Origin of the sequence: Lactobacillus sp. ESL0700, assembly GCF_029392095.1 — a bacterium.
Taxonomy (GTDB): Bacteria; Bacillota; Bacilli; order Lactobacillales; family Lactobacillaceae; genus Lactobacillus.
In genome coordinates, this window is sequence record NZ_CP113930.1 from 267,620 (window position 1) to 292,763 (window position 25,144).

At 39.7% G+C, this 25,144-nt stretch carries 21 protein-coding genes, 2 tRNA genes and 3 rRNA genes; 19 read left to right on the forward strand and 7 right to left on the reverse strand.

Annotated features, from left to right (window positions below; all coding sequences use genetic code 11):
• Window positions 1–542 precede the first annotated feature (542 nt).
• The 8 genes from OZX63_RS01350 to OZX63_RS01385 all read left to right on the forward strand — a co-directional run bounded on the left by OZX63_RS01350 (window position 543) and on the right by OZX63_RS01385 (window position 8,806).
• Window positions 543–2,110 (forward strand): 16S ribosomal RNA (locus tag OZX63_RS01350).
• A gap of 216 nt (window positions 2,111–2,326) precedes the next feature.
• A 23S ribosomal RNA gene (locus tag OZX63_RS01355) occupies window positions 2,327–5,235 on the forward strand.
• Between the two features lie 81 nt (window positions 5,236–5,316).
• Window positions 5,317–5,433 (forward strand): 5S ribosomal RNA (gene rrf / locus OZX63_RS01360).
• Together the 16S, 23S and 5S rRNA genes with 1 tRNA gene alongside form the textbook arrangement of a ribosomal RNA operon.
• Before the next feature lie 11 nt (window positions 5,434–5,444).
• A tRNA-Asn gene (locus tag OZX63_RS01365) sits at window positions 5,445–5,517 on the forward strand.
• Between the two features lie 152 nt (window positions 5,518–5,669).
• Window positions 5,670–6,674 carry a mannose/fructose/sorbose PTS transporter subunit IIA gene (locus OZX63_RS01370; protein ID WP_277143963.1) on the forward strand — a complete coding sequence of 335 codons (1,005 nt, stop codon included), beginning with the start codon at window positions 5,670–5,672 and terminating at the stop codon, window positions 6,672–6,674.
• 18 nt (window positions 6,675–6,692) lie between these two features.
• Window positions 6,693–7,499 carry a PTS mannose/fructose/sorbose transporter subunit IIC gene (locus OZX63_RS01375; RefSeq protein ID WP_277143965.1) on the forward strand — a complete coding sequence of 269 codons (807 nt, stop codon included), beginning with the start codon at window positions 6,693–6,695 and terminating at the stop codon, window positions 7,497–7,499.
• Between the two features lie 26 nt (window positions 7,500–7,525).
• Complete coding sequence (locus OZX63_RS01380) at window positions 7,526–8,440, forward strand: PTS system mannose/fructose/sorbose family transporter subunit IID (RefSeq protein ID WP_277143967.1); 915 nt, start codon at window positions 7,526–7,528, stop codon at window positions 8,438–8,440.
• Window positions 8,441–8,446: 6 nt separating this feature from the next.
• Window positions 8,447–8,806, forward strand: a complete 360-nt coding sequence (locus OZX63_RS01385) for a DUF956 family protein (protein ID WP_277143970.1) — start codon at window positions 8,447–8,449, stop codon at window positions 8,804–8,806.
• 48 nt (window positions 8,807–8,854) lie between these two features.
• Here OZX63_RS01385 and OZX63_RS01390 read toward each other — a convergent pair whose 3' ends face one another.
• Complete coding sequence (locus OZX63_RS01390) at window positions 8,855–10,216, reverse strand: amino acid permease (RefSeq protein WP_277143972.1); 1,362 nt, start codon at window positions 10,214–10,216, stop codon at window positions 8,855–8,857.
• 61 nt (window positions 10,217–10,277) lie between these two features.
• On the reverse strand, window positions 10,278–11,648 hold the full coding sequence (locus OZX63_RS01395; protein ID WP_277143974.1) for an amino acid permease: 1,371 nt from the start codon (window positions 11,646–11,648) through the stop codon (window positions 10,278–10,280).
• Window positions 11,649–11,855: 207 nt separating this feature from the next.
• Between OZX63_RS01395 and OZX63_RS01400 the strand changes: the two genes are divergently transcribed.
• Window positions 11,856–12,404, forward strand: coding sequence for a GNAT family protein (locus OZX63_RS01400; RefSeq protein ID WP_277143976.1), 549 nt, complete (start codon window positions 11,856–11,858; stop codon window positions 12,402–12,404).
• Between the two features lie 36 nt (window positions 12,405–12,440).
• Here the strand turns inward: OZX63_RS01400 and galE are convergent, their stop codons facing one another.
• On the reverse strand, window positions 12,441–13,433 hold the full coding sequence (gene galE, locus OZX63_RS01405; protein WP_277143978.1) for a UDP-glucose 4-epimerase GalE: 993 nt from the start codon (window positions 13,431–13,433) through the stop codon (window positions 12,441–12,443).
• Between the two features lie 145 nt (window positions 13,434–13,578).
• On the opposite strand from galE, the gene OZX63_RS01410 reads away from it, so the two are divergent.
• Both OZX63_RS01410 and OZX63_RS01415 read left to right on the forward strand, forming a co-directional pair.
• Window positions 13,579–14,337 (forward strand): NADPH-dependent oxidoreductase, encoded by a 759-nt coding sequence (locus OZX63_RS01410; protein WP_277143980.1) that lies wholly within the window; start codon window positions 13,579–13,581, stop codon window positions 14,335–14,337.
• Window positions 14,338–14,405: 68 nt separating this feature from the next.
• Window positions 14,406–14,478: transfer RNA gene (locus OZX63_RS01415), tRNA-Thr, on the forward strand.
• 245 nt (window positions 14,479–14,723) lie between these two features.
• Here the strand turns inward: OZX63_RS01415 and OZX63_RS01420 are convergent.
• Window positions 14,724–15,935, reverse strand: a complete 1,212-nt coding sequence (locus OZX63_RS01420) for a hypothetical protein (RefSeq protein WP_277143982.1) — start codon at window positions 15,933–15,935, stop codon at window positions 14,724–14,726.
• Between the two features lie 306 nt (window positions 15,936–16,241).
• Between OZX63_RS01420 and OZX63_RS01425 the strand changes: the two genes are divergently transcribed.
• The 4 genes from OZX63_RS01425 (at window position 16,242) to OZX63_RS01440 (ending at window position 19,173) form a co-directional block, all read left to right on the forward strand.
• Window positions 16,242–16,730 (forward strand): hypothetical protein, encoded by a 489-nt coding sequence (locus OZX63_RS01425; protein WP_277143984.1) that lies wholly within the window; start codon window positions 16,242–16,244, stop codon window positions 16,728–16,730.
• Window positions 16,731–17,188: 458 nt separating this feature from the next.
• Window positions 17,189–17,503, forward strand: a complete 315-nt coding sequence (locus tag OZX63_RS01430) for a hypothetical protein (RefSeq protein WP_277143985.1) — start codon at window positions 17,189–17,191, stop codon at window positions 17,501–17,503.
• 1 nt (window position 17,504) lies between these two features.
• Complete coding sequence (locus OZX63_RS01435; RefSeq protein ID WP_277143987.1) at window positions 17,505–18,575, forward strand: cell division protein FtsK; 1,071 nt, start codon at window positions 17,505–17,507, stop codon at window positions 18,573–18,575.
• A 4-nt stretch (window positions 18,576–18,579) separates the two neighbouring features.
• Window positions 18,580–19,173: a hypothetical protein gene (locus OZX63_RS01440; RefSeq protein WP_277143989.1), complete on the forward strand. Its 594-nt coding sequence runs from the start codon at window positions 18,580–18,582 to the stop codon at window positions 19,171–19,173.
• A 128-nt stretch (window positions 19,174–19,301) separates the two neighbouring features.
• Here the strand turns inward: OZX63_RS01440 and OZX63_RS01445 are convergent, their stop codons facing one another.
• Window positions 19,302–21,212 carry a hypothetical protein gene (locus OZX63_RS01445; RefSeq protein WP_277143991.1) on the reverse strand — a complete coding sequence of 637 codons (1,911 nt, stop codon included), beginning with the start codon at window positions 21,210–21,212 and terminating at the stop codon, window positions 19,302–19,304.
• A 355-nt stretch (window positions 21,213–21,567) separates the two neighbouring features.
• Between OZX63_RS01445 and OZX63_RS01450 the strand changes: the two genes are divergently transcribed.
• From OZX63_RS01450 to OZX63_RS01465, 4 genes are all read left to right on the forward strand, one after another.
• Window positions 21,568–22,608 (forward strand): hypothetical protein, encoded by a 1,041-nt coding sequence (locus OZX63_RS01450; RefSeq protein WP_277143993.1) that lies wholly within the window; start codon window positions 21,568–21,570, stop codon window positions 22,606–22,608.
• 177 nt (window positions 22,609–22,785) lie between these two features.
• The gene (locus OZX63_RS01455; RefSeq protein ID WP_277143995.1) at window positions 22,786–22,911 is read left to right on the forward strand and encodes a hypothetical protein; all 126 of its coding nucleotides are present in this window, start codon (window positions 22,786–22,788) and stop codon (window positions 22,909–22,911) included.
• Between the two features lie 155 nt (window positions 22,912–23,066).
• Window positions 23,067–23,228 carry a hypothetical protein gene (locus tag OZX63_RS01460; protein WP_277143997.1) on the forward strand — a complete coding sequence of 54 codons (162 nt, stop codon included), beginning with the start codon at window positions 23,067–23,069 and terminating at the stop codon, window positions 23,226–23,228.
• Window positions 23,218–23,748, forward strand: coding sequence for a GNAT family N-acetyltransferase (locus tag OZX63_RS01465; RefSeq protein WP_277143998.1), 531 nt, complete (start codon window positions 23,218–23,220; stop codon window positions 23,746–23,748). The genes OZX63_RS01460 and OZX63_RS01465 overlap by 11 nt, the downstream gene beginning before the upstream one ends.
• 357 nt (window positions 23,749–24,105) lie before the next feature.
• Here OZX63_RS01465 and OZX63_RS01470 read toward each other — a convergent pair whose 3' ends face one another.
• Window positions 24,106–24,276 carry a hypothetical protein gene (locus tag OZX63_RS01470; protein ID WP_277144000.1) on the reverse strand — a complete coding sequence of 57 codons (171 nt, stop codon included), beginning with the start codon at window positions 24,274–24,276 and terminating at the stop codon, window positions 24,106–24,108.
• Window positions 24,277–24,412: 136 nt separating this feature from the next.
• The gene (locus OZX63_RS01475; protein ID WP_277144002.1) at window positions 24,413–24,967 is read right to left on the reverse strand and encodes a DUF975 family protein; all 555 of its coding nucleotides are present in this window, start codon (window positions 24,965–24,967) and stop codon (window positions 24,413–24,415) included.
• Window positions 24,968–25,144 lie beyond the last annotated feature (177 nt).

The following is a 25,144-nucleotide window of genomic DNA, read 5'->3' on the forward strand; positions in this document are numbered from 1 at the left end:
AAAATTAATTTTGGACTGTTTTTCGCTTAAAAATAGCTAAATTCCGAATGTTTTTAACTAGTTACTCTGTTAAAATTAGAAAAATAAGGTAGTTTTCTATTAGCTTAAACTAATTAGACAGTAGATTTAAGTAAATAGCGAACAAAATGCTAAGCTTGACGAAAGCGCGTAAAGAGGGTAAAGTATTACTTGTCCTTGAGAGAGCTGGTTAGCTTAATCAAGAGCAAAAAATAAAATTAAACAAAGGTCTTGACAATAAGATTTAAGTTTAGTAAGATAATAAACGCTGCTGAGGAAAGCAAGATTTCTTCAGGAGCGGGGCAGAAAAAAGTTCTTGACAAAAGAAAATACATCTGCTAAAATAAAACAAGCGCAGTTGTAAAGCAATTTACAGCAGCGGGTAGTACCTTGAAAACTGAACAATGTTTTCGCAAAGTGTGCGGGTGTAAGAACCCAAAACAAAAAAGCGAAGTCAATTTCGCAAGCAAATAAATCCGAGATGCAAATCTTGGAACGAATGAGCAAACATTCAAACAAACATTAAAAATGAGAGTTTGATCCTGGCTCAGGACGAACGCTGGCGGCGTGCCTAATACATGCAAGTCGAGCGAGCAATTTTAGTTGAATACCTTCGGGTAGGACATTAAAAGCGCGAGCGGCGGATGGGTGAGTAACACGTGGGTAACCTACCCTCTAGATTGGGATACCATTTGGAAACAGATGCTAATACCGAATAAGAAGTAAGATCACATGATCTAGCTATGAAAGGCGGCTTTCGAGCTGTCACTAGAGGATGGACCCGCGGTGCATTAGCTAGTTGGTAAGGTAACGGCTTACCAAGGCGATGATGCATAGCCGAGTTGAGAGACTGAACGGCCACATTGGGACTGAGACACGGCCCAAACTCCTACGGGAGGCAGCAGTAGGGAATCTTCCACAATGGACGCAAGTCTGATGGAGCAACGCCGCGTGAGTGAAGAAGGTTTTCGGATCGTAAAGCTCTGTTGTTGGTGAAGAAGGATAGTTAGAGTAACTGCTAATTATTTGACGGTAATCAACCAGAAAGTCACGGCTAACTACGTGCCAGCAGCCGCGGTAATACGTAGGTGGCAAGCGTTGTCCGGATTTATTGGGCGTAAAGCGAACGCAGGCGGGAAGACAAGTCAGATGTGAAAGCCCTCGGCTCAACCGGGGAATTGCATCTGAAACTGCCTTTCTTGAGTGCAGAAGAGGAGAGTGGAACTCCATGTGTAGCGGTGGAATGCGTAGATATATGGAAGAACACCAGTGGCGAAGGCGGCTCTCTGGTCTGTAACTGACGCTGAGGTTCGAAAGCATGGGTAGCGAACAGGATTAGATACCCTGGTAGTCCATGCCGTAAACGATGAGTGCTAAGTGTTGGGAGGTTTCCGCCTCTCAGTGCTGCAGCTAACGCATTAAGCACTCCGCCTGGGGAGTACGACCGCAAGGTTAAAACTCAAAGGAATTGACGGGGGCCCGCACAAGCGGTGGAGCATGTGGTTTAATTCGAAGCAACGCGAAGAACCTTACCAGGTCTTGACATCTAGTGCAATTCATAGAGATATGAAGTTCTCTTCGGAGACACTAAGACAGGTGGTGCATGGCTGTCGTCAGCTCGTGTCGTGAGATGTTGGGTTAAGTCCCGCAACGAGCGCAACCCTTATTATTAGTTGCCAGCATTAAGTTGGGCACTCTAATGAGACTGCCGGTGACAAACCGGAGGAAGGTGGGGACGACGTCAAGTCATCATGCCCCTTATGACCTGGGCTACACACGTGCTACAATGGTTAGTACAACGAGGAGCGAACCTGTGAAGGCAAGCGAATCTCTTAAAGCTAATCTCAGTTCGGATTGCACTCTGCAACTCGAGTGCATGAAGCTGGAATCGCTAGTAATCGCGGATCAGAACGCCGCGGTGAATACGTTCCCGGGCCTTGTACACACCGCCCGTCACACCATGAGAGTCTGTAATACCCAAAGCCGGTAGGATAACCCTTCGGGGAGTCAGCCGTCTAAGGTAGGACAGATGATTAGGGTGAAGTCGTAACAAGGTAGCCGTAGGAGAACCTGCGGCTGGATCACCTCCTTTCTAAGGAAGAGCGAATAGGTGGAGAGTAGAGATACTAGAGGAAGCCTAGGAGCAACGGAAGCACACGGAGCGAGAACATTGTTTAGTTTTGAGGGTAGTACCTCAAAAGAGTTAGTACATTGAAAACTGAATATAATCCAAGAAAAAACCGAGACACAATCAAAGAGAAAAGAAACAGATTGCAAGAGCGACCGAGAGAGTAGATCTTAAGAGTAAGGTCAAGTAAAGAAGGGCGCACGGTGAATGCCTAGGCACAAGAAGGCGAAGAAGGACGCGACGAACGGCGAAATGCTTCGGGGAGCGGTAAGTACGCAGAGATCCGGAGGTATCCGAATGGGGGAACCCAATATGAGCGATCATATTACTAGCTGATGAATACATAGTCAGGTAGGGCAAGACGCAGTGAACTGAAACATCTAAGTAGCTGCAGGAAGAGAAAGAAAAATCGATTTCCCTAGTAGCGGCGAGCGAAGAGGAAAGAGCCCAAACCGATTGATTTATCAATCGGGGTTGTAGGACTGCAATAAGGTAGTGGAAGAGATAGCAGAATTATCTGGGAAGGTAAGCCAGAGAGGGTGAGAGCCCCGTAAGCGAAATTGAATTCACGCCGAGCAGGATCCTGAGTAGGCCGGAACACGAGGAATTCCGGTTGAAGCAGCGAGGACCATCTCGCAAGGCTAAATACTAATTTGTGACCGATAGTGAACCAGTACCGTGAGGGAAAGGTGAAAAGAACCCCGGAAGGGGAGTGAAAGAGAACCTGAAACCGTGTGCCTACAAGTAGTCAGAGCCCATTAAAGGGTGATGGCGTGCCTTTGTAGAATGAACCGGCGAGTTACGTTAACTAGCGAGGTTAAGTCAGAAAAGACGGAGCCGCAGCGAAAGCGAGTCTGAAAAGGGCGCGATAGTTAGTTGATGTAGACCCGAAACCAAGTGACCTACCCATGGCCAGGTTGAAGGTGCGGTAAAACGCACTGGAGGACCGAACCCACGTAAGTTAAAAATTGCGGGGATGAGCTGTGGGTAGCGGTGAAATTCCAAACGAACTTGGAGATAGCTGGTTCTCTCCGAAATAGCTTTAGGGCTAGCCTGGTGCGAGGATGATAATGGAGGTAGAGCTCTGTTTGGACGAAGGGCCCGTCAGGGGTTACTGAATTCAGATAAACTGCGAATTCCAGATATCAAAGCACTGGAGTCAGACTGCGAGTGATAAGATCCGTAGTCGAAAGGGAAACAGCCCAGATCACCAGTTAAGGTCCCAAAATCTATGCTAAGTGGAAAAGGATGTGGAGTTGCGTAGACAACTAGGATGTTGGCTCAGAAGCAGCCATCATTAAAAGAGTGCGTAATAGCTCACTAGTCGAGTGACGCTGCGCCGAAAATTTACCGGGGCTAAGCATAGTACCGAAACTGTGGATGTGTAGTAATACACGTGGTAGGAGAGCGTTCTAAGTGCGGTGAAGGCTAATCGAGAGGATAGTTGGAGCGCTTAGAAGTGAGAATGCCGGTATGAGTAGCGAAAGATAGGTGAGAATCCTATCCGCCGAAAGACTAAGGTTTCCTGGGGCAGGCTCGTCCGCCCAGGGTAAGTCGGGACCTAAGGTAAGGCCGAGAGGCGTAGCCGATGGACAACAGGTAGAGATTCCTGTACTGCGTTAAATCGTTAATAGCGAAGGAGGGACGCAGGAGGCAAGGAACGCATGGCGCTGGAAGCCATGTTCAAGCGATAAGTGAGAGAGTGAGTCAAATGCTTGCTTTCGATAATCACAAGTCGTGATGAGGAGCGAAATAAAGTAGCGAAGGTTCTGTAGTCACACTGCCAAGAAAAGCTTCTAGTGAGAGATAACGTACCCGTACCGCAAACCGACACAGGTAGTCGAGTGGAGAACACTAAGGTGAGCGAGAGAACTCTCGTTAAGGAACTCGGCAAAATCGCCCCGTAACTTCGGAAGAAGGGGTGCTGGTGTAACAGCCAGCCGCAGTGAATAGGCCCAAACAACTGTTTATCAAAAACACAGGTATCTGCAAAGTCGTAAGACGACGTATAGGTGCTGACACCTGCCCGGTGCTGGAAGGTTAAGGAGAGAGCTTAGTCGTAAGACGAAGGTTCGAACTGAAGCCCCAGTAAACGGCGGCCGTAACTATAACGGTCCTAAGGTAGCGAAATTCCTTGTCGGGTAAGTTCCGACCTGCACGAAAGGTGTAATGATTTGGGCACTGTCTCAACGAGAGACTCGGTGAAATTATAATACCCGTGAAGATGCGGGTTACCCGCGACAGGACGGAAAGACCCCATGGAGCTTTACTGCAATTTGATATTGGGTAGCTGTTAAACATGTACAGGATAGGTAGGAGCCAGAGAAGATAGGACGCTAGTCTTATTGGAGGCAATGTTGGGATACTACCCTTGTTTGATGGCTACTCTAACTAGTATCTCTAAGCGAGATATAGGACAGTGTCAGATGGGCAGTTTGACTGGGGCGGTCGCCTCCTAAAGAGTAACGGAGGCGCCCAAAGGTTCCCTCAGAATGGTTGGAAATCATTCACAGAGTGTAAAGGTATAAGGGAGCTTGACTGCGAGAGAGACAACTCGAGCAGGGACGAAAGTCGGGCTTAGTGATCTGGTGGTACCGCATGGAAGGGCCATCACTCAACGGATAAAAGCTACCCTGGGGATAACAGGCTTATCTCCCCCAAGAGTTCACATCGACGGGGAGGTTTGGCACCTCGATGTCGGCTCGTCGCATCCTGGGGCTGAAGTTGGTCCCAAGGGTTGGGCTGTTCGCCCATTAAAGCGGCACGCGAGCTGGGTTCAGAACGTCGTGAGACAGTTCGGTCCCTATCCGTCGTGGGCGTTGGAAATTTGAGAGGAGCTGTCCTTAGTACGAGAGGACCGGGATGGACATACCGCTGGTGTACCAGTTGTCTTGCCAAAGGCATAGCTGGGTAGCTAAGTATGGCAGGGATAAGCGCTGAAAGCATCTAAGTGCGAAGCCCCCCTCAAGATGAGATTTCCCATACGAAAGTAGTAAGACACCTCTAAGACTAAGAGGTAGATAGGCTAGGAGTGGAAGAGTCGTGAGACTTGGAGCGGACTAGTACTAATCAGTCGAGGACTTGACCAGAGCTTGAGCAATCTGGGATTGTGAGTAAGGATTTTCAAGAGATTATATTTAGTTTTGAGTGTAAGAACTCAAAAGAAAAAGTACGGTGGCAATAGCAAGAAGGAAACACCTGTAACCATGTCGAACACAGTAGTTAAGCTTCTTCACGCCGAGAGTAGTTGGTAGGAGACTGCCTGCGAGGGTAGGACGCTGCCGTGCTTTTTTAATATTCCGGCTTAGCTCAGTTGGTAGAGCGCTTGACTGTTAATCAAGATGTCGTCAGTTCGAGTCTGACAGCCGGAGCAAAGTGAGAGAAAGAGGACCTAGGGTCCTCTTTTTTGTGCGCTATTTTTATCTAATAATTTGTATATGCTTTCTGTTTTGAATACATGAGATTATATTGGTTAAAGGGTATAATAAGAACGGATATGTTTTTATTTAAAGGAGGAAATCACATGGTAGGAATTTTACTTGCTAGCCATGGTGGATTTGCTGATGGCATTGCTCAATCAGCTCAGATGCTATTTGGCGAACAAGAAAATTTTGCTCATGTAACTTTGTCCCCTGATGAGGGACCAGAGGATATTCATGGCAAAATGGAACAAGCAATCGCTTCATTTTCTGATCAAAATGAAGTTTTGATGTTAGTAGATCTTTGGGGTGGAACGCCATTTAATCAGGCTAATACTTTGCTTGAAGATCATTCAAACTGGGCAATTGTTGCTGGTATGAACTTACCGATGGTTGTTGAAGCTTTAACGCAAAGATTGACAAATCCTGATGCTACTGCTCAACAAGTTGCCACAGCAATCATTGCCACAGCTCGTGATGGCATTAAAACTAAACCAACCGATTTAATGCCGCAAGAAGATACAGCAGTTGCTGAGTCAGCTGCACCTGCTAAGACGCAAAAATCAATTCCAGCTGGTACAGTAATTGGTGATGGCCATATTAAAATTGTGTTAGCCCGAATTGATTCACGGCTATTGCATGGTCAAGTTGCGACTGGCTGGATTCCGACAATGCATCCTGACCGGGTAATTGTTGTATCTGATAGCGTTGCTAAGGACGAAATGCGTAAGAGCATGATTCGTGAAGCAGCACCTGCTGGTGTTAAGGCTCATACAGTTCCGCTTGACAAGATGATCGAAATTGCTAAGGATCCACGTTTTGGTAATACCCATGCATTATTATTGTTTGAAAATCCAGAGGATGTTCTAACTGTAATTAAGGGTGGTGTTGATATTAAAACTGTTAATGTTGGTTCAATGTCATATTCAGTTGGTGACGTTAATGCCAACAATGTTTTATCAATGAACCAACAGGACGTTGATACTTTCCATGAACTTGAAAAAATGGGCGTTGAGTATGACGTTCGTAAAGTTCCGACTGATAAGTCGGGCAACATGGATGCAATTTTGAATAAAGCTCAAAGTTTGCTTGATGAGCAAAAGAAGTAATGAAATAGGAGTGAAAAAATGAACGCTATACAAATGGTTTTAGTTGTTCTGGTTGCTTTCCTTGCAGGTATGGAAGGTATCTTGGATCAATGGGAATTTCACCAACCGCTGGTTGCCTGTACATTAATTGGCTTAGTTACCGGACACCTAGATTTAGGAATTATCTTGGGTGGTCAATTACAAATGATCGCTTTAGGTTGGGCTAATATTGGTGCCGCAGTTGCTCCCGACGCAGCTTTAGCATCAGTAGCTTCAGCAATTATTCTGGTTCAAAGTGGTCAAGGTACCAAAGGAATTGGGATGGCAACAGGGATTGCGATGCCTTTAGCTGTTGCTGGTTTGTTCTTAACAATGATTGTGCGGACAATTTCAACTGGTATTGTTCACATTATGGATGCCGATGCCAAAAAGGCAAATTGGCGTAAAATCAACATGTGGCAATGGATTGATGTTTGTTTGCAAGGATTAAGAATTGCTATTCCAGCTGCATTATTGCTGGCTATTCCAGCATCAACTGTTCAATATTGGCTAGGACTTATGCCTACTTGGTTAAGTGATGGTATGTCAATCGGTGGTGCGATGGTTGTAGCCGTTGGTTACGCAATGGTTATCAACATGATGGCTAGCCGTGAAGTTTGGCCATTCTTTGCAATTGGTTTTGCATTGGCAGCAATTAAAGATTTAACATTAATTGCCTTAGGTGCAATTGGTCTTGCAATGGCCGTTATGTACTTAGCTCTTGAATCAAAGGGCGGCAGTGGCAATTCTGGTTCAGATAATGACGGTACCGGCGATCCGCTCGGCGATATCATTGACGATTATTAAAGTGATATTAAGAGGAGGATTTTATAATGGCTGATCAAAAAATCAAATTAACAAAAGCCGACCGCTTCAAGGTTATGTGGCATTCACAATTTTTGCAGGCATCATGGAACTATGAAAGAATGCAAAACGGTGGTTTTGCCTACTCACTAATTCCAGCATTGAGAAAGTTATATCCGAAAAAAGAGGATATGGCGGAAGCTTTGCAACGTCACTTGGTATTCTTCAATGTTCACCCATACTTAGTTTCACCAATTATCGGGGTTACATTAGCTTTAGAAGAAGATAAGGCTAACGGTGCTAAGGTTGAAGATGAAGCTATTCAAGGGGTCAAAGTTGGTATGATGGGACCTTTGGCCGGCGTTGGTGACCCAGTATTCTGGTACACGGTCCGGCCAATTGTTGGTGCCCTTGGTGCCTCAATGGCAATTCAAGGTAATATCTTAGGACCAATTTTGTTCTTTGTTATTTGGAACGTAATCAGATTGGTATTTATGTGGTATACACAGGAATTTGGTTATCGAGCAGGTTCTGCGATTACTAACGATATGTCCGGTGGATTATTGCAAAAAGTTACTCGTGGTGCCTCAATGATGGGAATGTTCGTCCTAGGTTCATTAATTGAACGTTGGGTTAATATCACATTTACTCCGGTTGTTTCAAGGACACCGGTTCAAAAAGGTGGCTACATTGACTGGAACTCACTACCAGCTGGTGCTAAAGGAATTCAACAAGCGTTAATTGGTCAGAGTAATGGCTTATCACTGACCAAATTCAAGACGACAACACTGCAGAATAATCTTGACAGCTTAATTCCAGGTTTAGCAGGGTTATTGCTGACATTCCTTTGCATGTGGCTGCTCAAGAAGAAGGTATCACCAATTGTAATTATTATTGGTATCTTCATCATTGGTGTTGTTCTCCACGTATTGCACGTTCTTTAATCAAAAATGGTTAAGTCAAGCAATACCAAAGTCACTTTGACAATTAATGCTACGTGGTTTCGCGGCATTGCAACCTATGGCAAAGTGATGGTGGGCGATAAGGCATTTGAATTTTATAATGATCGAAATTTGAATGATTACGTGCAAATTCCGTGGGCAGAGATTACTTATGTGGTTGCTGATGTCCATTTTCATGGCCGCTATATTCCGCGGTTTGAAATTCGCACACGTAAGAATGGCACGTTTATCTTTTCAACTCGTGATAATAAAAAAGCATTGCGGGCAATTCGCAATTATGTGCCAAGCAGCAATTTGCGGCAAGCGTTAGGTTTGTGGCAAAAGCTGAAACGGCGGCTTAAATCATAATTTAGGCAAAATAAAATACTTAGATCGATTGATCTAAGTATTTTTTGTTTATTCAGCTTTTTCTTTACGCCAAAGTTTTGCAATTGCATAAAGGATGATAAAGATTGCTAACGCGGCAATCATTGCAATTCTGTTTTCTGGTAAAACCAGCAGCAGAATAATCATTAAGATGAAGAATAGTAAAGTCGCATAATCAAAGAATGGGAAGCCAGGCATCTTAAAGCTAGTTAATTGATCTTCTGGCGTCACCTTTCTGTATGCAACGTGCGAGAGTAACATAATGCACCAGATGATTAGGAACATACTGGTAGTTGTCGATGAGATAAAGGTAAACGCGTCGTTACCGATCATTACGATTAGCAGTGGTGCGAGCTCGATTAGGCAGGCGGATAGGATTAAACCATTTTGCGGCAGTTGCCGGTGTAAGTGACCAAAGGTGTGGTTCCACTTGCCCTTACCGTTAAAGGTAATCGAAAATAACAGCCGTCCGGCACTATAGAGAACACTGTTGGTTGAAGAAATAGCGGCGGAGATAACGACGAAGTTGATGAGTGAACCAGCGTCGTGAATTCCCGTTGCAGCTAGAGTTTGAACGAACGGACTAGAGCTAGTTGAAACCTTGTTCCAAGGAATAACAACTAAAATGGCCACAATTGCCAAAACGTAAAATAAGATAATTCTCGTTGGTACTTCATTGATTGCCTTACTGATCGTTTTCTTAGGATTTTGGGCTTCAGAAGCGGTAAAGCCGAGTAATTCAATCCCAACAAAACTAAAGATAACCATTTGAAACCCTGACAGGAAGCCAACGCCACCTTTGGCAAAGAACCCGCCATTGTTGAACAGGTTGTTAAAACTGACAGGACCATAAGTGGTGCTTTTACCGGTAATCATTAAGTAGGCAACTAGGATAACAAAGGCGATGACCGTTACAATTTTAATAATGGCAAAGCTGAACTCCAAATTACCAAACAATCTGGCGGATAGCATGTTAATGCCTAATAAAACGGCGATGGTAATCAGCCCCGGAACCCAAGTTGGCAAATGGGGGAACCAGTATTGGAAATAAATTCCTAACGCGGTCATTTCCGCCATAGCAAGGGTGATTAAACATATCCAGTAGAGGTAACCGGTGATAAAACCGGTGTCCTTACCCAAGTATTTTTCAATAAATTCGATATACGTGTGCTTACTGAGGTCGGAAATAATCAATTCTCCCAATGCGCGCATAAGGAAAAAGAGAAAAATACCGACGATTAGGTAAATAAGGATAACACTCGGACCAGACTTTTGAATACTGTTGCCAACACCAAGGAAAAGTCCAGTTCCGATAGTTCCACCTAATGCAATTAATTGAATGTGAGTATTGGTTAGCGATCGCTCATACTCAGTAGAATCTTTTTTGTCCATAAAATTACTCCAATTTAGTCTTTAAAATTATTTTTCGGTTGATAAGTGCGCCGTAAGCCGGCTAGATCGCCCGCTCTTGGTGCCAAACTTTGCTGACAGCCCATAAAATGACAAAAATCAGAATGGCACTAATCATTGCCATGCGGTTAGCCGGTAATGACAGTAATAAAATAATCATTAAGCCAAAAAAGATTAGTGTTAGATAGTCTAACCACGGATATAGTGGCATTTGGAAGTTGGTTAACTTGCTTATTTGTGTCTGTCTGCGGTAAGACAAGTGGGTTAAAATCATCAGGCACCAAATAATTAAAAACATACTGGTTGAAGTTGATGAGATGAAATTAAACGCTTGGTTACCAATCAGAATAATCACTAGCGGGGCCAATCCCATTAAGCAGGCTGATAAAATCAAGCCGTTTTGTGGTAATTGGCGTCGTAAATGGCCAAAAGTTTGATTCCATTTTCCCTTGCCGCCATATGTAACCGAGAAGATTAACCGACCAGAACTATATAGGAAACTATTGGTTGAGGAAACAGCGGCAGAAATTACAACGAAGTTGATAATTGAACCAGCATTACGAATACCAGTAGCTCCTAATGCCTGAACAAAGGGACTAGAATCAGTTGCAATTTTAGTCCACGGAATTACCAGCAGAATTGCTAAAATTGCCATGACATAAAACAAAATAATCCGTAGTGGCAATTCATTAATGGCCTTTTTAATAGTAACTTTAGGATTTTGCGCTTCCGATGCAGTTAAGCCGATTAGCTCAACGCCGACAAAACTAAAAATTACCATTTGAAAACCGCCAAAAAATCCAGTAGCCCCTGTAGCAAACAGACCGCCGTTTTGGGTTAAATTGTTAAAGCTAACGGGGCCATAACTTGTACGTCCCCCAGTAACTAAAAGGTAGGCAATCAGCAAGACAAAGGCGATAATCGTAATAATTTTGATAATGGCAAAACTAAATTCCAAATTACCAAATAATCGTGCTGATAGCAGGTTAATAAATAGTAAAACAACGATTGTAATTAACCCAGGAATCCAAGTCGGCAGGTGGGGAAACCAGTATTGGAAGTAAATTCCAAGAGCTGTCATCTCTGCCATGCCTAGACTTATCCAGCTAATCCAGTACAAGTAACCGGTAATAAAACCGATATTCTTACCTAAATATTTTTCGATAAATTCAATATAAGTGTGCTTGTGCAAATCGGAAAGGACCAACTCGCCCAGAGCCCGCATCAAAAAGTAAAGAAAAATGCCGACAATGATATAAATTAAAATCACGCTTGGTCCAGCTTCATGAATGCTGTTACCTACGCCCAAGAAAAGACCGGTGCCAATCGTGCCGCCGAGCGCGATTAACTGGATATGCGCGTTGGTTAGTGTGCGCTTATAGCCTGAATTGGTCTTTGGGTCTTCTGTTGTCATTTAATCACTCCAAATCTATAAGTATTATGTTACATTAGTGTTACATTATTCTATTTTAGCATTTATAAATGAGTTTTGCCTTAATAGATGAAAACTTTGCTAAATCATAACTTTTGTGATGATGAAGCCAATATTGGTAAGCTGGTACTTTTTTAGATGAAATGTTATCATTACTTTTATTAAAAAATAATTAGGAGATGGTGGAGGATGTTTACTTTTGATCGCTTTACAGTTAACGATTTGAAAATTGAATTAGTCTTGCCGGAATTAGACCAGGCACCGGCAATATTAGATTTAATTGCTAAAGACCGAGAAGAGCTCGGTCGCTGGCTGCCGTGGGCAGAAACGACTAAAACCGTTGATGATGAAGCTAACTTTATTGAAATGGTGCGCGAGCAAATGGCTAATTATCAAATGTTAGCATTAGTAATAATGGTAAATGGCCAAGTTGCAGGGATGCTTGACTTGCATAATATTAGTCGTAAAGATCAGTGCGGCGAAATCGGCTATTGGCTAGGTAGTGCATTTCAAGGTCAGGGAATTATGACGGTCGCCGTTAAACGATTGGTTAAATTAGCTTTTACAAAAATGGATTTCCATCGCATCGACTTAATGGCAGATCATGAAAACAAGCCAAGTCGCGCAGTGGCTAAGCATGCGGGACTAGAACACGTGGCCTTACTTCGGGCTAAGGTTAAATATCATGGTGAATTTCGCGATATGGATCTTTATACGATTATTAATGAGGCAAACTAAAAAGCATACTGGTAATTGTCAGTATGCTTTTGTAATTTATTTATCTTCGTAACCATTTGGATGTGATTGGTGCCACTTCCATGCGCTAGTCATGACTTCTTCGGCACTTTCATGCTTTGGCTGCCAATGCAGGATTGTTCTTGCCTTGGTGGAGTCGGCTACGAGTGAGTCAGGATCGCCGCCACGTCTTGGTCCCATAGTATAAGGGATGTCGATACCCGTTACTTTGCGAGCTGCAGCTAAAATTTCCAAATTGGAGTAGCCGTGAGCAGTACCTAAGTTGAAGACATCGGATTTCTTGGTTTTCATTAAATAATCTAATGCCAATAAGTGTGCGTCAATTAAGTCCTCAATTTGAACATAATCGCGGACGTTAGTGCCATCTTTGGTATCATAATCATTGCCAAAAATAGTAAATTTACCGTCACCAGAAAGTGCACTCTTTAAAATATTTGGAATCAGGTGAGTTTCAGGAGCATGATCTTCGCCAATTGAACCATCGCTGGCAGCACCAGCAACGTTGAAGTAGCGCAAAGCGATTGACTTAATGCCATCAGCCTTGTCAGCCCAGTGCATAATCTTTTCCATCATGACCTTAGTGTCACCATAAGGGTTAATCGGATCAAGTGGAGAGTCCTCGGTAATCGGAAGTTTCTTAGGGATGCCGTAAGTTGCGGCACTTGATGAGAAGACCAGATATTTAACGCCGACGTCATTCATTGCTTCAAGCAGTGAAATCATGCCAGCGACATTGTTGTCGTAATATTTCAACGGCTTTTTAACAGATTCAGGCACTAATGAGTAGGCTGCAAAGTGCATTACAGCATCAATTTTTTCATTTCGTAAAATTTGGCTAACTAAAAACTTGTTTTCAATATCGCCTTGATAAAATTTGGCTTGCGGATCGACAGCCTTTTGATGACCGGTGTATAAAGCATCGAGTACAACAACATCATTGCCGTTTTCAATCAACTTTTTAACAGCAATTGAGCCGATGTAGCCCGCGCCGCCAACAACTAAAACGCGCATAATTTCCTCCATATATAATTAATTTAATCAAGTAAATTTTAGCACAAGCATGGCAAGACGGAATATCTTTTTTAGCAATAATTGACAGAGAAAGTATTTTGCAATATATTTACTTTTAGTAAGAGAATGGGGAAGAAGTTAGAAAATGATACATAATTCAACAATTGATAGTCAAATTAATCACCGCTCAATCCGGAAGTTTAAGGACCAAACATTGAGCGCAGAACAACTGCAAACGTTGTACACCGTGTTTCAACATACCGCGACCAGCATGTTCATGCAGAACGCAACGTTGCTGCATATAACTGATGAAGCCAAAAGAGCCAAAATTCGAGAATTGTGCAACCAAAATTATGTGGGTGCTGAAGGGGACTTGTTCATCTTCGTCGTGGACTTATACCGGAACCAGCAGATTCGGCAGCAGCTGGGCAAGGATGATGGCCGGGTGCATATGAGTGACCTGTTTATGCAGGGGATGGACGACACGCTATTGGCATGGCAAAACGTGGCTAATGCTGTGGAAAGTATGGGCTTAGGTTATGTGCCGCTGGGAACGATTAATGATCATCCGCTAGCAATGCTTGAGGCATTGGACTTGCCCCAATTAACGTTTGCGGCTTTGGGGATGCAAGTTGGTGTGCCTGATCAAGAACCGCAATTAAAGCCGCGGCTGCCACTGCAATTTACCACGTTTGAAAATGATTATCCACGTGACTTTAAGGTCAGTGAATTGGCAGATTACGATCAATTGGTAACAACTTACTATGATTTGCGCGATTCTAACCGTCGAATTGATTCTTTCACTAAGCAGATTACCGGTGCTAAGCTCGACAGCCGGAAGATTGACCGCGATCAATTGCCGGAGTTACTGCACAAGCAGGGACTGTGCCTTGATTGGCAGTAAATTAGTTTGATTAGATATTTTTATTGCGTGACGTTTTTTCTTTTGGTATAATTTAAACGTTACGAGTTGCTGATTTAGCTCAGTCGGTAGAGCGTTTCCCTCGTAAAGAAAAGGTCGCCAGTTCGATTCTGGCAATCAGCATTTTTAATAGTAATTCAAAGTAATCAACCCTGATTTATCAACGTTTTTCGAAGATAGTTAAGGTTGATTTTGTTTAATAATAGATATTTGGCACATAAAATGGCACACAGTTTTTAGCTGTGTGTCAGAAAAATCTTTTGGAGTGAAACGGTTGTTGATATGGCGGGCTTTATGCCCGCTTTTTTTTGTGCCAAAAAAGTTTTTAAGTTTTTTATCAACAAGAAGTAACAGGCAAAATCAAAAATTTAAAGTAGAAAAGCTTTAAATTTTTGTTTACTTATTTCAATTTCGTATTCTATTATGTCAGGCCACTTATCATTTATCCAATAAAAAATTCTATTGTCAAAATTCGTTAAGCTGATGCCAGTATCAGTACTATAAAAGTTGATACCAAAGTCTCTTTTATATGAAAGAATAAGATAATCTTTTATTTTTGCAAAAAATTTATTGGAAATGTCTTCGAATAAGTCAAAATTATTTTTTATACAAGGCACATTAGAATCGTAAGTGAATAAATCAAAATTATTTTTTATACAAGGCAAATCATAATTGAATAAATCAGAGTCGTCCGTATGGAAAAACATAACATTATCTATACTATTTGATATCGATGCTAACGTGTTATTGCTATAAAGTCCTGAGTTAATATACTCTTGTTCTATATAATTCATTAAATTATTTTTATAATGTAAGTTACTATAAAAAATATGTATATAACGAGCATTATATGAAAAGGCTTTTCTTAATAACCTAGATATAGGCCATAAATTATTAAACCAATTATCGAATAAAGGATTTCGAATAAATTTAAGAAAGTTTAGTAATTTTTTCTTATTTACTATAAGTTGGTCGTCTTTCCAAAAACTGAAGCCGGTATATGTTGTAAGATGTCTAAATGATTCTGTACCAAGTTGTTTGAAGTTCACGTTATCAGGTTCAAATAAGTAGTCTGAATTAAACTTACTATCGTTTAAAAATTTAACTGTATATACATAATTATTGTTGTAATTTAAGTCGTGGTTTTCATTTTTGATATTACTGATAGCATTATCAAGCGTATTTGACCCTAAAAAATAATCCATTAGCTCTAATATTACAAAAAACTTTTGTCCTAGATTATTACTAATGTTTTTATTTTCCAATTTATTAATATCGAAAGCAAAAAAATTGTGTGCTACTTTGCTATAAAGATTGTATATGAATTCTTCTAATTCTTTATCGTTACCGTAAATAATTCTAGATTCATTAGTATCTAAATTGTTTGCTATTTCTGTCAAAGCATCATCAGGTATAAAAGTTTTATTCTTGCCTTTAAATTTTTTTCTTTCAATGTAACTAATTAGTGTAGGATCATGAGGGCAAATTTCAAATTTAGGCCTTTCGTCAGTTATTACTGATGGACGGGCTTTTTTTATGCGTTCGGAAATTGATGGTATAAGAAGATCTATTGGTTTCATTTGCTTCCTCGATTAAAAATTTCATTTGGGTATAAGGCTATCTAAAAATACGTATTTATAGATTTTATTTTACTCTTTTTTTGGGTAAGTATAGGCTGCTAAATTATACTTATAAGATTTGAGATACAAATCTTACTAAATAAATTTATATTGTCCGAAATGATGCGCATCAAAAAGGACGGAAAAGACATAATAATAAGTCACGTAATCTTAGAATTACTGCTTATTAATAAATGTTAGCCGTATTTTTTGATGTGCTTATTTTTTGTGCCCTTTTTCGTCTGATCGGACGGAAAAGGAATCAATATGGGTAAAATAGAAGCTCGCAATAACAAAAAATTAAAGAATGCAGTTACTGAATTAAAGAATGCAAAAAGTTCTAAAGATAAAGCTTTTTGGAAAAAAGAAATTAAGCATTTACTTGATCTACCTCAAGAAAATCAGGATAGGTCAGATAGAAGAGAAGGTAAATTATTATCGCTTGATTATAAATATGAAGACAAGGACGATGCAACTACATTAATGGACTACATTAGTAGCGATGTTCCTGATCCTTTGGAAGAAGCATTGAAGAACGAAGAATATGAATATTTGTATTCTGCACTTTTATCCTTACCGGATAAAAGAGATTTGATAGTGGTTATTCATTATTTGATATATGGAGAATCAGCAGTAACTATTTCTAAAATAGTCGGCTGGTCCGATAAAACAGTTACAAAGCATTATAACGATTCATTAAATATTCTAAAAAAAGAACTTCAGAAAAATAATGAAATTTACTCCGAATTTAGTTGATTTTTTGTCCTTATAAGTAGAGGTACATGATGTACCTCGATTCGTTAGGCAAGCGAATTAATTATTTTGCAAAGAAAGAATTTTCAAAAATGAAGATTGAAACATGAAAGGCGAATTCTTCACCAGTAAAAATAAATATTCAAGATTTTTCAAAAAAATATCTGAAAAACTCCGAATTTGGTCGATTTTTTGTCCTTATAAGTAGAGGTACATGATGCACCTCAGTTCGCCCGGATGGCGAATCAATTATTTTGCAAAGAAAGGATTTTCAAAAATGAAGATTAAAACATGAAAGGCGAATTCTTCACCAATAAAACTAAATATTCAAGATTTTTCAAAAAAATATCTAAAAAACTCCGAATTTGGTCGATTTTTTGTCCTTATAAGTAGAGATACACGATGTACCTCAATTTGCCCGGATGGCGAATTAATTATTTTACAAAGAAAGGATTTTCATTATGAAGATTCGAGTAAGAAAAGGCGGCTATTCCGCTGATGTTGTTAGAAATTACGTTGATCTGACTCAACCTATTCAATCGTTGAGCTCAAGATTTGATGAAGTTGTAAAGTTTGTTGATGGTAAGCCAACAAATGAAGTAGTTGCCTATAAGGCATGGTTCACCCAAGAAGGTGTTGGACCATTCCAAGTTAAGTTTACAAAGAAGGCCAAATTGCCTAAATATTTGTCAATTGTAGAGTTTGACAATCTTGAGGCTTGTGAGGTAAATTACAACGTTTATTTCCGTGCTGTTAATGTTAAGGAGATTAGATAATATGAATAAGCAAGAATTGGAGCAGTACCTGCTTCAAAGTTTAGACATGGGGCTTAGCCCTATCATTAAAGACGAATCAAGTTACAACAATAGCTTTGATTGCAAAGTGTTAGATGATGGTTTCTTATTCTTACCAAGATTGCCTTCGGGCTATCTTGTTGATGACAATCTGTACGAGAAGATATTTATCATTGCTAACGCTGCACTGTATCCACGTTTTACATTGTTAAAGCAAAATTCTGCTTACTTCGTGCCGATGGATACAGATGATATCCATACGCAACGCGCATTATTCTTCCCGTGGAAGAAAGGAATTTCTAAAAGGTTGATTATTCCTAATCTAGCCCAATTCACGCAAAGTTTGCGTGGATATAGGATACCAGTTATGAAGAACTTATCGATTGATTACGATCAAGTAACTTCGATAGCGCTTTCAGGAGCGAGTGGAGCCGGTAAGACATACCTACTAATTTACTTGCTTAGTGTTTTGAAAAAGATGTCCAAGTTAATAGTTGTAGATCCAAAATTTGATTCGCCAAGTCGGTGGGCTAAGGATAATGATGTCTTGTCCATCTATCCAAGGGCTAATAGATCAAAGTCCGACTTGGTATCTCAAGTCAATGATCAATTAAGCCGTTGTCTAAAAGAGATAGAAACACGGCAAACGCTTAAGTTTAGTGATCCTACAAGGGATTTCGATCATTTAACGATTGCAATTGACGAAACCCTGAGTCTTACAGAGGGGGTTAATAGGACGATAAAGAATTCCTTCTTCTCACTGCTGTCTCAAATTGCTTTAATGGGTCGCGCTACGCGGGTTCACTTGTTGTTAGTTAGCCAAAGATTTGATTTCAACACCATACCAGTTTCTGTTAGGGAGCAGCTAAACGTCTTAATTCAAATCGGTAACATTAATAGTAAAACGACACAATTTTTGTTTCCGGATCTGGACCCCTCAGGCATCGTGATTCCCACCGGAAAAGGCACGGGCTTAATTCAGGTTATTGATAGTGAACACCCATATCAAGTGTTACCACTACTTTGCCCAACATATTATAGTAAGAAAGTGTGAATATATGGAAAAGGTAAAGAAAAACCATTATCAACGTACAATTAGATTTGTACCATACGTATTAATAGCTATTTTAATTACGGCATGTTGTAGTCATATTCCTAAATTGAACACATCTAATGCAAACTCAGGACCTTTAGGACATTTAGAATCTATTTTTGCTAATGGCATTAATGGATTAAGCTTTATTAGCAATTTGCTGGGTCTAATTACCGTATTTTATATAATTTATTGGGCAATTACTGAATACCGTAGTCGAGCACATGATTATCCAGATGAACCAGTTATATGTATCTTATATGACTTTTATCTTTCAATCATTGGAACAATAGCTTTACCATTTTTTATAAATGATAAAAAAAATGGTTCACTTAATAAAGCGATTTTTCGGCTTATTGTTGACTTTAGATGGAACAAGTTAACTATTTTGCTGCCTGTGCCTAATGATTTAGAAGGCGATGCAAGATTGCAAGAATTCAAAAAAAGAATTTGGGAAAAAATTATAAGTCTCTATAAAGGCTGTACTTTTACAATAAAAGAAGATGTTACAATCGGCAATAGACAATATTTTGTTTATGGTGGCCACCTAAATAATTAATTAAAAAGCAAGATTACCAGGAAAATCCCGGTAGATCTTGCTTTTCTGTTTTAAAATGGTAGAATAAATGAGTAAAACTGATGGTTGGATCTCAAGGCTTAATTAATCTAAGCATTAGTTAAAAAGTGTTATGTTTCAAAGCGATGGAACATAACACTTTTTTTATAAATTTTTTGGTGTCTGTTACTCGTCACATCATCATATGTTTTGTCTGATGTGTCATTCAACTGATAAACCTTAACATCACTAACAGTTAAGTTCGGATCAATGTTTTCATCTGAAATCTTAAACCGTTTTAAGCCAGCTACCGGCTGCTTATCATCATTTTGCAGATAAGAACTTGGGTACATCACACTTGTCGCTAAAGCGTAATATGCTGGCTCGTGCTTGTTTAGGCTTAAATGACCAACAGCATCTTTGTAAGCTTTCTTAGTTGCTTCATCACCATCATTTTCATCTTTTTGCGTAAACCATTGACCCTCGTGGGTATTAGACTTACCAGATTTAGCAATGTTGTGATTAGAAACATACTTCACAATTTCTGGATTTGGTAACAATGTTTCCATATTGTTATAACCAAACTTTAGCAAGTTACCAAATTGCACTTGCCCATTAGCATCAATGTTCGCTAACTTGTGACTTGATAAAGATGACTTAGTAAAAGTAGCAGCGCGGCCTTCACCTTTAGTTTTCAGCACATTCTTGACACTAGGTGCCTTATAAGTTGCTGAACTTAGTGACAAAGCGCCACTTGGTGTAGCCCAAGTAGGACTATTAATCAATGTTGAACGTTTAAAATTCAACTTTGATCCATGTAAGAAAGTGAAGTTAGTCGATGATTGCTCACCAGACTTCGACTTAGTGCTTCCCTTAGTCGTTAAAGTCGGTGTATAGGTGATAAAACCACCAGGATCTTGGGTACCAACACTGCCGTGAATACCTTTACTCTTGGCATAATGACCCTCAGTCCAGATAACATGATCCTTATCAACACCTTTGTTGGTATAATCCGCAACTTTATCTGGTGACGAGTCAGCTTCAACTTTGGTTCCCGAAGTTTTCTTCGTCTTTGAATTACGCATACTATCGTGGAAATAAGCATGAGTATTAGCGTCCGATCCATCCATGACTAAACCTTGATTAAAGTCCAAATCTTGACCAGTAATTGGCAGTCTTGGTGCTTGCTTGGTGCCAGTGGTTACGGCATTACCCTTACTGTTAACACGCAATGGTTCTAAGTCGTTGGGCTTTTTTGAAGTATTATAGAAATATTCAACTCTAAAGCCATCAACAGCGTTATCACCTTGCGTTGATACTTTCACGCTTTCACGGTGAAACCATAACTGCACAGCTCTTGCGTGTTCATCCTTAATATTTTGGTTAGGATTTTTATCCTCAGCCTTATTGCCCATCTTATCGCCCATCCAGGTCAATTTAACGGAAATTGGCACTTTCTTTAATTGCGATAAGCCATCTTTATTCTTGTGGATATTGTAGTAATACCCAGCATGGTAATAAACGACCCCGATTTTGCCAAATGAATCTTCACGATACTCTTTTTTACTTGGTTTAAAGTAGCGAATATCAACATTCTTTTGACTAGCTGGCTTTGAGCCTTTGCCCCAAGTTTCCTTTGACGATGCCCATTTACCTTTTTCATGCTTGTTATTATCAAAGTAATACATCTTTTCAGGGCGCTTGTTGCGTACATAACCGTTGATAGTATCAGACTTTAACTTCTTATTACCTGATCCTAGCGACGGTGCTTGTTTATCAGCCGCCAAAAATACATTCCGATCCTTATAGATCTTGTTTGCTTGTTGTACTTGGTGGTTATAAAAGTTCATCTCTTGCGTTGGCTTAGAAGATTTCGTCGGACTCTTCGGTTTCTTGCGCGATTTTGACTTAGACGGTTTCTTTTTAGCAGCAACGGTGGTGGCCGTTGTCGCTAATCCCACTATGGGAGGTAAAGCGCTGCCGCTAAGTAAACATAATGCCATTAAACCTGTACCGAGTTTTTGCTCAAGTTTGTTAGACATCTTACTCAATCCTTTCCTCATAACTAACATCTAATAAATTAACAACGCACGTCTTAACACTTAACACGTGCTTACTAGCTAAAAGTCAAGCCACTATAAAACTGTTTATTAAACGCTGTCATTATCCAGCGCCTATAACACTTTTAGGTCTGCCTTTCAACTTAATTTTTATCATAGCATGTTTTTAAAAAATCTCCGCCTAATTTTCCGCTATTTTTGTAGTTGTTTTAGTCACTGTCAAAGTGATATTATATAAATAAGCCTTGAGATCCAGAATAGTTATTCGCTTATGATTAACTCACAATGAACTGCGTTAATCTTCAAAAAGAAATTATTCGAAAGGATCGAATCAATTATGCTAAAAATTAAAATGCTATCTAAAATGACTTTGGCAGTTGCCTTGCTTGGTACTACTGCTGGGTCAATCATTCCTGCTGTAAGTCAACCCACCATCGTTTCTGCAAAAGCTAAAAAGAAGCACTATAAGCTTCCTAAATATATTCAAAAAGAACTCGCTTTTTGCCCAAGTAAAAAGATTGCGCGTCAATGGGATGCTGAGGATCTTTTCACTAAAAAGGTAATCAAGTCTAAAATTAAAGAATTAGCTAAATATTATAAGCCTAATATGACTAATGGTAAACACGGCAAGACATATTACTATCAAGGATTGCCAGAAGCAGGCTATTGGGTAACTGAGCAATCATTCCACAAGACCGCAACCACTAAAGATATTGCCCACTTGCAAAGCATGGCTGATATGGGCGGTACGCAGTGGCTTAAAGAACCGATTTACTTCTACTCATACGTTGGTCAAGATACGTATAGTTTTACTGGAACACGTGTACCTGATGCTGGAACGTCAGGCAATATTGAAATAATCGGTACCAAAGATATCAGTAATAAGCAATATGCTATTATGCCAAATAATGATGGTAAAATGCTTTTAGTTCCAATAGAAGCTATTACTGCCCCAATGTATCTATATCGCTTAAAATCTGATTCTAAGAATGTTCAAACTTATGCTATTAACGAAGATGAACAAGGCAACAGACAAGCAGTTAAGCATACTGATGGTGACTTTGACGGTGAGGGCAGTTCCGTTAAAATTGGTCATTCAGGGTCTATTAACCTTAATATTACCCATCCTGACATCATCAACGGTGAAAAGTATTATGCTATGACGACTTATGATGGTGCTAGTTCGATGGGCCTAGAAAATTCGAAGTATTGGAGTGTTGCCGTTAAAGCATCTGATTTAGACAAGTTCCAACATTCAAACAAGAAATTTAACTTAAACATCTTCGGTGAAGATACTGGCTACCTTATTCCCGATCAATCTGACTTAACTAAGCCTGCTACGCTTAAACAAAATGACAAATATCAAATTGGTGACTAACGTCAAAACAAGCCCAATAAAAAGTAATGTAAACTAAATAAAAAGAAGTGATCAAATGCGATCGCTTCTTTTTTGTTTCGGGCTTGTTTTTGACGTTGATAAACTATTAACCTTAATTATCCTTGCGGACTATAATTACTCCAAACACTTTTTACAAAAGAAAGGACGGTAAGACTTATGTCAATTAATCACGAAAGCATCATTTACGTTGACGATACCCCTGAATATGAAGAATTCCGCCAAAGTGCGTTAGGTCATCCTAGCCCTGAGCGGCAAAAGAAAATGGCGGCAATTGGTAAATAGCTCAAATTAGATGAAGCGCGTTATGGCTCATAAATCAGCTTTACCCATAAAAATTTGTTAAATTTGGAAACTATTGTTTGCAGAACTATTGAATGTGATAGCAATTTCGCATTATAATAGTTTAAAAGGAAGTACATTTAGAAAGGAAATGAATCATGGTAGCAATTAAAAGACGCAACATTATTTATGCTGATGATACACCAGAATACGAAGAATTTCGCCAAAGTGCATTAGGTCATCCAAGTCAAAAGCGTACAAAACATGTTCGTATGCTTGCTAGAAAGGCTAAACAACGTAAATTAAGATATGGAATATAAATTAGATTTCTATCAAGATGTAAGTAATTATCAAACGATACTTACATCTTTTTGTTCAGGTGAAAAATCTGTTGATAAATTTTTCAACAGTAAAGTTGATGATTTAAACGAAATTTGCAATGTTTTTATTTTTCATGAAGATGACAAATGTATTGGCTGCTGTTCTTTACAAAACGACACCTGTCAAATAGCTAATAGTTATCGTAAACAGCATAATGTTAAAGTTAAAAATTTACATGAATATCCAGCAATTACTTTAACTTATTTTGGCATTAACCAACAATATCAACATCACGGCTATGGTACAGAAATGATGTTCGCCCTCTTTCAAAAACTTTATGATGCTCGTAATTCATTAGGTGCTTATTTAATTCTTGATGTAGAATCGCTCAATGATGTTGTTCCTTTTTATGAAAGTTTTGGCTTTCAACAAATTAATAAGCCAAATTTTGAACCAACAACCTTTTTAGGTATAACCGTTGCAGATATGGAAACATTTATCAATGAATATAAACGTTAAAAAATATTATATATAAAGAAACGATCAAATACGATCACTTCTTTTTTAGTTCATGCTTGTTTTTACGCCCAAATTATTAACCTTAATTATTCTGACGTACCATAATAGCTTCAAGCACTTTTTACAAAAGAAAGGTAGGTAGTATTTATGCCAATTAAAAGACGTAACATCATTTACACTGACGATACCCCTGAATATGAAGAATTTCGCCAAAGCGCCTTTAGTCACCCCAGTCCTGCGCGGCAAAAAAAGAATGTTTGAATTAGGACAAAAAGCCCGTCAACTTGAAATTAAACATGGTTTATCAACTAAGAAAAAGCACCTAAAGGTTAAGTTTTAGGTGCCTTTTCTTTTTGCCTAATTGTATAACGCTTCGTAAAATTCTTTACGGTAATCATCAACGTTGATCATATGTGACTTGAAGCTGGGATCAAGTAGCGGCTCACACGGCTCGGTCATTAATTTTACAAAGTTATCACTTTCGGCCTTGCTAATCTTAATATTTTTGCTAAATGTTGTTGCGGCCATGCTTTTCACCTTCTTTTTATCAAAACAGTTTATTTGTATTTTCATGCATCTACTTTAACGCACGACCTAACAAAAGTTCCAGCTTGTCCTTACTAAAAAAAGCATTACTTTTTTACTAAGCAACACTTTTTCTAGTTTATTCGTAGGCACCGTCTGCAATTTGCCGGTAGAAGTTAGCCTTTGTCGTTTGAATGTAAGGCGCAGCCCATAGCGCTGCTAAACCAAAGGTGATCACGATTAACAGATACCACCCGATAAAGCTCAAATTCAGCATAAACAGTTCCATCTTATGTCCCTGCATCAGTTCCTTACTTTCGCTAATGGCCGAGGTCCAACTAACTTCATCTTCACGGTCACTTTTCACTAAGTCATTCACGATATACGGCGCTAAGGCATAGGAATAACTTTTAATAATCCCTGGCACAATTAAGAGTAGCGTCCACAAAGTTGTAAAAATATACTGCATCACGTATGTTTTCAGTTGCGGTGCCCAATTACCATTACGCACAACTGCAAACGCTGACGGAAAGGCTTCGTCCTTGTACCCATCCATCAGATTAGCAAAGGTAATCATCGCACTCAGCATGAAATACCCCGAAATAAACTCAGTAATTACTAAAAAAATCTTATGCGATTCACTGCCACCAATAATTGTTAACATCCATGCAACAAACCATAAGATTGCTGTCACTCCTGCTGCCCATTTGTGTACTATCTTTTATGGACCGCAAAAAAGTGTTTTTTCGCTTACTACTTTTTTGCGGTCCTTTTGCACTATTGTTGCCTGTTTGATCTATGCCATTTTTTAAGTGCCAAGAGCGTTGCGATTTCACGAAGTGAAAAAAATCGCGAACGCTCTTGGCACTTG

What these genes read in the sequence shown, in the direction of transcription:
- OZX63_RS01375 (WP_277143965.1), top strand. Translation starts at nt 6,693, where the DNA reads ATGAACGCTATACAAATGGTTTTAGTTGTTCTGGTTGCTTTCCTTGCA.
- OZX63_RS01460 (WP_277143997.1), top strand. Translation starts at nt 23,067, where the DNA reads ATGGTAGCAATTAAAAGACGCAACATTATTTATGCTGATGATACACCA.
- OZX63_RS01400 (WP_277143976.1), top strand. Translation starts at nt 11,856, where the DNA reads ATGTTTACTTTTGATCGCTTTACAGTTAACGATTTGAAAATTGAATTA.
- OZX63_RS01450 (WP_277143993.1), top strand. Translation starts at nt 21,568, where the DNA reads ATGCTAAAAATTAAAATGCTATCTAAAATGACTTTGGCAGTTGCCTTG.
- OZX63_RS01395 (WP_277143974.1), bottom strand. Translation starts at nt 11,648, where the DNA reads ATGACAACAGAAGACCCAAAGACCAATTCAGGCTATAAGCGCACACTA.
- OZX63_RS01465 (WP_277143998.1), top strand. Translation starts at nt 23,218, where the DNA reads ATGGAATATAAATTAGATTTCTATCAAGATGTAAGTAATTATCAAACG.
- OZX63_RS01470 (WP_277144000.1), bottom strand. Translation starts at nt 24,276, where the DNA reads ATGGCCGCAACAACATTTAGCAAAAATATTAAGATTAGCAAGGCCGAA.
- OZX63_RS01425 (WP_277143984.1), top strand. Translation starts at nt 16,242, where the DNA reads ATGGGTAAAATAGAAGCTCGCAATAACAAAAAATTAAAGAATGCAGTT.
- OZX63_RS01385 (WP_277143970.1), top strand. Translation starts at nt 8,447, where the DNA reads ATGGTTAAGTCAAGCAATACCAAAGTCACTTTGACAATTAATGCTACG.
- OZX63_RS01455 (WP_277143995.1), top strand. Translation starts at nt 22,786, where the DNA reads ATGTCAATTAATCACGAAAGCATCATTTACGTTGACGATACCCCTGAA.
- OZX63_RS01410 (WP_277143980.1), top strand. Translation starts at nt 13,579, where the DNA reads ATGATACATAATTCAACAATTGATAGTCAAATTAATCACCGCTCAATC.
- OZX63_RS01390 (WP_277143972.1), bottom strand. Translation starts at nt 10,216, where the DNA reads ATGGACAAAAAAGATTCTACTGAGTATGAGCGATCGCTAACCAATACT.
- OZX63_RS01440 (WP_277143989.1), top strand. Translation starts at nt 18,580, where the DNA reads ATGGAAAAGGTAAAGAAAAACCATTATCAACGTACAATTAGATTTGTA.
- OZX63_RS01370 (WP_277143963.1), top strand. Translation starts at nt 5,670, where the DNA reads ATGGTAGGAATTTTACTTGCTAGCCATGGTGGATTTGCTGATGGCATT.
- OZX63_RS01430 (WP_277143985.1), top strand. Translation starts at nt 17,189, where the DNA reads ATGAAGATTCGAGTAAGAAAAGGCGGCTATTCCGCTGATGTTGTTAGA.
- OZX63_RS01380 (WP_277143967.1), top strand. Translation starts at nt 7,526, where the DNA reads ATGGCTGATCAAAAAATCAAATTAACAAAAGCCGACCGCTTCAAGGTT.
- OZX63_RS01420 (WP_277143982.1), bottom strand. Translation starts at nt 15,935, where the DNA reads ATGAAACCAATAGATCTTCTTATACCATCAATTTCCGAACGCATAAAA.
- OZX63_RS01435 (WP_277143987.1), top strand. Translation starts at nt 17,505, where the DNA reads ATGAATAAGCAAGAATTGGAGCAGTACCTGCTTCAAAGTTTAGACATG.
- galE (WP_277143978.1), bottom strand. Translation starts at nt 13,433, where the DNA reads ATGCGCGTTTTAGTTGTTGGCGGCGCGGGCTACATCGGCTCAATTGCT.
- OZX63_RS01445 (WP_277143991.1), bottom strand. Translation starts at nt 21,212, where the DNA reads ATGTCTAACAAACTTGAGCAAAAACTCGGTACAGGTTTAATGGCATTA.